Source organism: Kitasatospora putterlickiae, from assembly GCF_039527695.1.
In the GTDB taxonomy this organism is placed as follows: domain Bacteria; phylum Actinomycetota; class Actinomycetes; order Streptomycetales; family Streptomycetaceae; genus Kitasatospora; species Kitasatospora putterlickiae.
The window spans coordinates 1-4,649 of record NZ_BAAAKJ010000388.1; the positions used below are offsets into that span (position 1 = coordinate 1).

Below are 4,649 nucleotides of genomic sequence, written 5' to 3' on the forward strand. Positions count from 1 at the left end.
CGGCCGCCACCGCCACCCGTCCGAGCGCCCGCACCACCCAGGCCGGCAGCGACCGGACCCCGCCCCGCCCCGGCGTGCCCAGCCGCTCGGCCCGCCGGGCCGGCCGCAGCAGCCGGACCAGCAGCAGCACGGCGAGCGGGACCTGCAGCAGCCACAGGACCGTGCGCGGCCACTCGCCGAACCACACGTTGGTCCCGTAGAGCAGGGTGTGCCAGACGCTCAGCACGTAGACGACGACCACGAAGCGGTGCAGCCGCCGCCAGGTGTTCGGCCCGATCCGGTGCCGCAGGTAGAACAGCAGGCCGAGCGGCACGGCCAGGTAGAGCGCGCCCTGCCCGAGCGGGATGGCGGTCCGGCCGGTGCCGGAGTCGTACCAGCCGGGCACGAAGCTGTCGGCGAACCCCGACCAGAGCCGGTCGCCCCACGCCGACTCGGCCTCGTAGCGCACGAGTTCGGCCGCGAACATCAGCGCGTGCGCGAACATCAGGGCCGTCGTGGTCAGGCTCGTCGTACGGTGCCAGCGCTCCAGGGTCTGCCGGGCGACGGGCAGCCGCTCGGGCCGCGGCCCGGACAGCAGCAGCCCGAGCACCACCGTCCCCCAGGCCCACAGCAGCCCCGACCAGCCGAACGCCTGGCTCAGCAGGTACATCCAGTACGTGCGCGCGTCGTCCATGAACGGCATGACCGCCACCGTCGCCGAGGTGCCCGCGTCCATCCGGACGTACAGCAGCACGAACACCGCCACGGTGACGCCGACCGCCGCGCTCGCGTCGGGCAGCGCGGCCCTCAGGTCGGCGCGGAGGGCGACGCGTTCGGCGGGCCGCTTCCCGGCGGCGGGCGGGGTGTCCGGGCTGTCGTCCCCCGGCGTCGTCTCAGGTGGCATGGTGGACCTTCCGGAGCGGGGGCACACCGGTGGGGCGGTGCGCTGTGGGGGATGGGACGCACCAGTGTGGCGGAGTGGCGCGGACATGCCGAGCCCGTATCCGGCCAGAGTGCCTCGTGGACCGACGGCCTTCCCGCCACGGCGCCGGACGCCCCGGCCCCGGACCGCTCGCATTCGGACAAGCGCCCGCACGCGCCCTGCCACCGGAGCGCGAGCCCCCGTATGCTCGTGTCCGCAGCCGGTTCGCGCCTCCCGACCGACCGGACTTCGGCGGCGCGACGCAAGAGGGAACCCGGTGGGAAACCGGGACTGTCCCGCAGCGGTGAGTGGGAACGAAAGCCGTCAACAGCACTGGGCCTGGCTCCGCCCCGGCCCGGGAAGCGACGGCCGGTAGGTGTGCGCCGATCCGTCGGCGCACCGGCCCGCGAGTCCGAAGACCTGCCGCTGCGCCCGCACCCCCACGTGCGGGCTGTGCACGGTGACCTCGTGGATTGGGTCGGCGGTACGGACGGCTGCGCGGCGTGCGACGACACGCCGTGCGCTCCTCCACCGGTCATGACACGGGCTCGGAACGAGGAGGAGGACGTGTCCGTGACCGCGCGAGTTCCGCCCGCCCGCACCGGGCGCCCACCGGCCCGCCCCCGGCGGGCCCGGACGGCGCGACGGTGACCCCCACCGGAGGGGCCCGGTCCGCCCCGCCGCCGGGCGGCACGCTCTCCGGTGTCTGCCACGGCACCCTGGGCGAGCTCTACCAGGGACCGCTGCGCGCCGGGTCCCGCCCCGACATCGCGGTGGTGTCGTTCCCCGTCGACCGCCACTCCTGGGTGCACTTCACCCCGGGGACGGACCCGCCGGACCCGCTGCCGCTCGGGGCGAAGGCCGCGATGGCGGCCCGGCTGTTCCTGGAGCGCTTCGGGCTGACCCTTCCGCCGGGCCGCTGGTGCGTGCACTCCGAGCTCACCGTCGGTGTGGGCATGGCGAGTTCGACCGCCGACATCGTGGCGACGCTGCGCTGCCTGTTCCGGATCTTCGCGCTGCCGTACGACACCGGCGTGGTGCTCGCCGTGCTGCGCGAGATCGAACGGGCCGACAGCGTCTTCCTCGACGAGTTCGCCCTGCACCTGAGCGGCCGGCACCGGGTGGTGCGGCGGCTGGGCACCGGCATCGGCTTCCACACCGCGTACATCACCGAGCCCGGGACGGTGGACACCGCCGCCGTCACCGACCTGCTGCTCGGGCACTACCGGCGGCACGGCGAGGAGTACCGGCGCTGCCTGGCCGACCTGCTGAAGGGCTTCGCCGAGGGCGACCCGGCCGCCGTCGCGCGGACGGCCACCGCCAGCGCCGCGCTCTCCCAACGGGTGCTCCCCAAAGCGACGTTCGACGCGCTGCTCGCCCACCGCGAGGAGTTCGGCGCCGACGGGATCTTCGTCGCCCACACCGGCTGCCTGATCGGCTACCTGCTCCCCGGACGCCCCGACGCCGCGCTCAAGTCGGACCTGTCCGCGTTCTTCCACTCGCTCGGCCACCAGTGTTCCTTCGCCCAAGGAGGCTACAGGTGATCCACCCCCACATCGCCGACGCCCTGAAGGTCCCCGACCTCGTCCGGCTCACCGACGGCCTCGTGCTGGTCCGGTTCGAGTCGATGAAGATCTACTCGGCGCTCGCCGCCGTCCGCCACCTGCTGGAACGCGGCACCGTCCGCCCCGGGCAGACCCTGGTGGACAGCTCCAGCGGCATCTACGCCTACGCCCTGGCGCTCGCCTGCCACCGGCACGGCACGCGCTGCCACATCGTCGCGTCCACCACCGTCGACGCCACCACCCGCGCCCAGCTGGAGATCCTCGGCGCCACCGTGGAACAGGTCGTGCCGTCCCGCGACCTCAAGCTGGACCAGGAGCTGCGGGTACGACGGGTGCGCGAGCTGCTCGCCGAGCACCCGGACTGGCACTGGATGCGGCAGTACCACGACGACGTCCACTACCTCGGCTACCACGAGGTCGCCGACCGGATCACGGCCGCCTTCCCCGGCGCCGCGCTGACCGTCGTCGGCGGCGTCGGCTCCGGCGCCTCGACCGGCGGGGTGGCGACCCGGCTGCGCGCCGTGGACCCGTCCGTGCGGCTGGTCGGCGTGCAGCCCTTCGGCAGCGTCACCTTCGGCAGCCAGGGGCACCACGACCCGGAGGCGATCATCGCCGGGATCGGCTCCTCCATCGTCTTCGACAACGTCCGCCACCACCTCTACGACGGCATCCACTGGCTGGACTTCACCCACGCGATGGCGGGCACCGTCGCCCTGCTGCGCGACCACGCCGTCTTCGCCGGGCTGTCCACCGGCGCCGGCTACCTGGCCGCGGCCTACGAGGCGCGCCGCCACCCCGACCGGCTGCACCTGGTGATCGGCGCCGACACCGGCCACCGCTACGTCGAGCGCGTCTTCGCCCGGCACGCCGAAGCCCCCGACCCGGCCGCGCTGAAACCGGTCGAGGTCTCCGCCCCCGAGGAGATGTCCATGCCCTGGTCCACGATGGCCTGGCGGCGCACCGCGTGCCCGCCGCACCGCGAGGAGCGGGCGGCATGAGCGTCGTCTGCCTGGAATCGCTCACCTTCGGCCTCGGCCACCTGGTGCGGGCCGCCGACGCGCTCGGCGAGCGGCTGACCCTGCTCACCCGCGACCGCTCCTACTACACCTACGAGTTGGAGCGGCTGCCGGCCCACGCGCTGGACGTCGTGGAGACCGACACCTTCGACGTGGACGGGCTCACCGCGCTGCTGGCGCGCTCCCCGCGGCCGCGCGGTCTGATCAGCTCCACCGACACCTGGACGCTGGTCGCCGCCGAACTCGCCGAACGGCTCGGCCTGCCCGGCCTCGACCCGGCCGTGCTGCGGCTGACCCGCGACAAGTCGGCGGTGCGCCGCCGGCTGTACGAGGCCGGGCTGACCCGCGGCCGGGCGGTACCCGTCACCGGGACCGGCCCGGCGACGGCGCGGGCACTCCTCAAGGAGCCCGGCCTGCCCGCCGTCCTCAAGGACACCGCGGGCACCGGCAGCCAGAACGTCTGGCTGGTGCGCGACCCGGCGGAGCTGGACGCCGTCCTCGCCGAGGCCGCCGGGCGGGAGCTGCGCGGCCGGCTGTTCGCCGAACCGTACGTCGCCGGGCCGGTGTACAGCGCCGAGACGCTCGGCTGGGACGGCCGGACCAGACTGCTGGGCGTCTCCAGCCGGCTGATGTCGCCCGAGCCCCACTTCCGGGAGGAGATCACGGCGTTCCCGGTGGCGTTCCCGGAGCCGCGCCGGGCCGCGCTGGAGCGGTGGCTCGGCGACGTCCTCGCCGCCGTCGGCTACACCGACCGCTTCGCGCACGTGGAGTTCGTGCTGACCGCCGACGGCCCGGAGATCGTCGAGATCAACCCGCGGATCGGCGGCGCACTGGTCGGCGAGGGCCTGTGCCGCGCGCTCGGCGTCAACGTCTACGAGGCGCTGGTCGAGGCCGCGCTCGGCCGCCGCCCCGCCCTGATGGACGCCGAACCGCCCGGCGGGCCCGCCGTCGCCTTCGTGCTCGGCTACCCGGCCGCGCCCGGGGTGTACACCGGCGTCGCCGGGCTGGACCGGCTGGCCGGCCTGCCCGGCTCGCCCGCCTGGTACCCGGTCAGGTCGCCGGGCGACCTGGTCGAGCACCTGGCCGACAGCCGGGGCTACGCGGGCATCGTCTACGCGGAGGGCGAGACCGCCGAGCTGGCCACCCACCACGCGGTGGCCGCCGCCA

4 protein-coding genes and 1 riboswitch are annotated in these 4,649 nt (G+C 74.8%); of the genes, 3 read left to right on the forward strand and 1 reads right to left on the reverse strand.

The window, feature by feature from the left end; translation table 11 throughout:
* The coding region (locus ABD308_RS33730; RefSeq protein ID WP_344343524.1) for a ferric reductase-like transmembrane domain-containing protein at window positions 1-883 on the reverse strand (883 nt) is incomplete at its 3' end.
* A 221-nt stretch (window positions 884-1,104) separates the two neighbouring features.
* Window positions 1,105-1,343: riboswitch (cobalamin riboswitch) on the forward strand.
* 205 nt (window positions 1,344-1,548) lie between these two features.
* Between ABD308_RS33730 and ABD308_RS33735 the strand changes: the two genes are divergently transcribed.
* The 3 genes from ABD308_RS33735 to ABD308_RS33745 all read left to right on the forward strand — a co-directional run.
* Window positions 1,549-2,445 (forward strand): GHMP family kinase ATP-binding protein, encoded by an 897-nt coding sequence (locus tag ABD308_RS33735; protein ID WP_344343526.1) that lies wholly within the window; start codon window positions 1,549-1,551, stop codon window positions 2,443-2,445.
* A complete protein-coding gene (locus ABD308_RS33740; RefSeq protein WP_344343528.1) occupies window positions 2,442-3,464 on the forward strand; it encodes a cysteine synthase family protein in 1,023 nt (340 codons plus the stop codon). Before ABD308_RS33735 ends, ABD308_RS33740 begins: the two co-directional genes overlap by 4 nt.
* A partial coding sequence (locus ABD308_RS33745) for an ATP-grasp domain-containing protein (RefSeq protein WP_344343530.1) occupies window positions 3,461-4,649 on the forward strand: 1,189 nt, incomplete at its 3' end. The genes ABD308_RS33740 and ABD308_RS33745, both read left to right, overlap by 4 nt.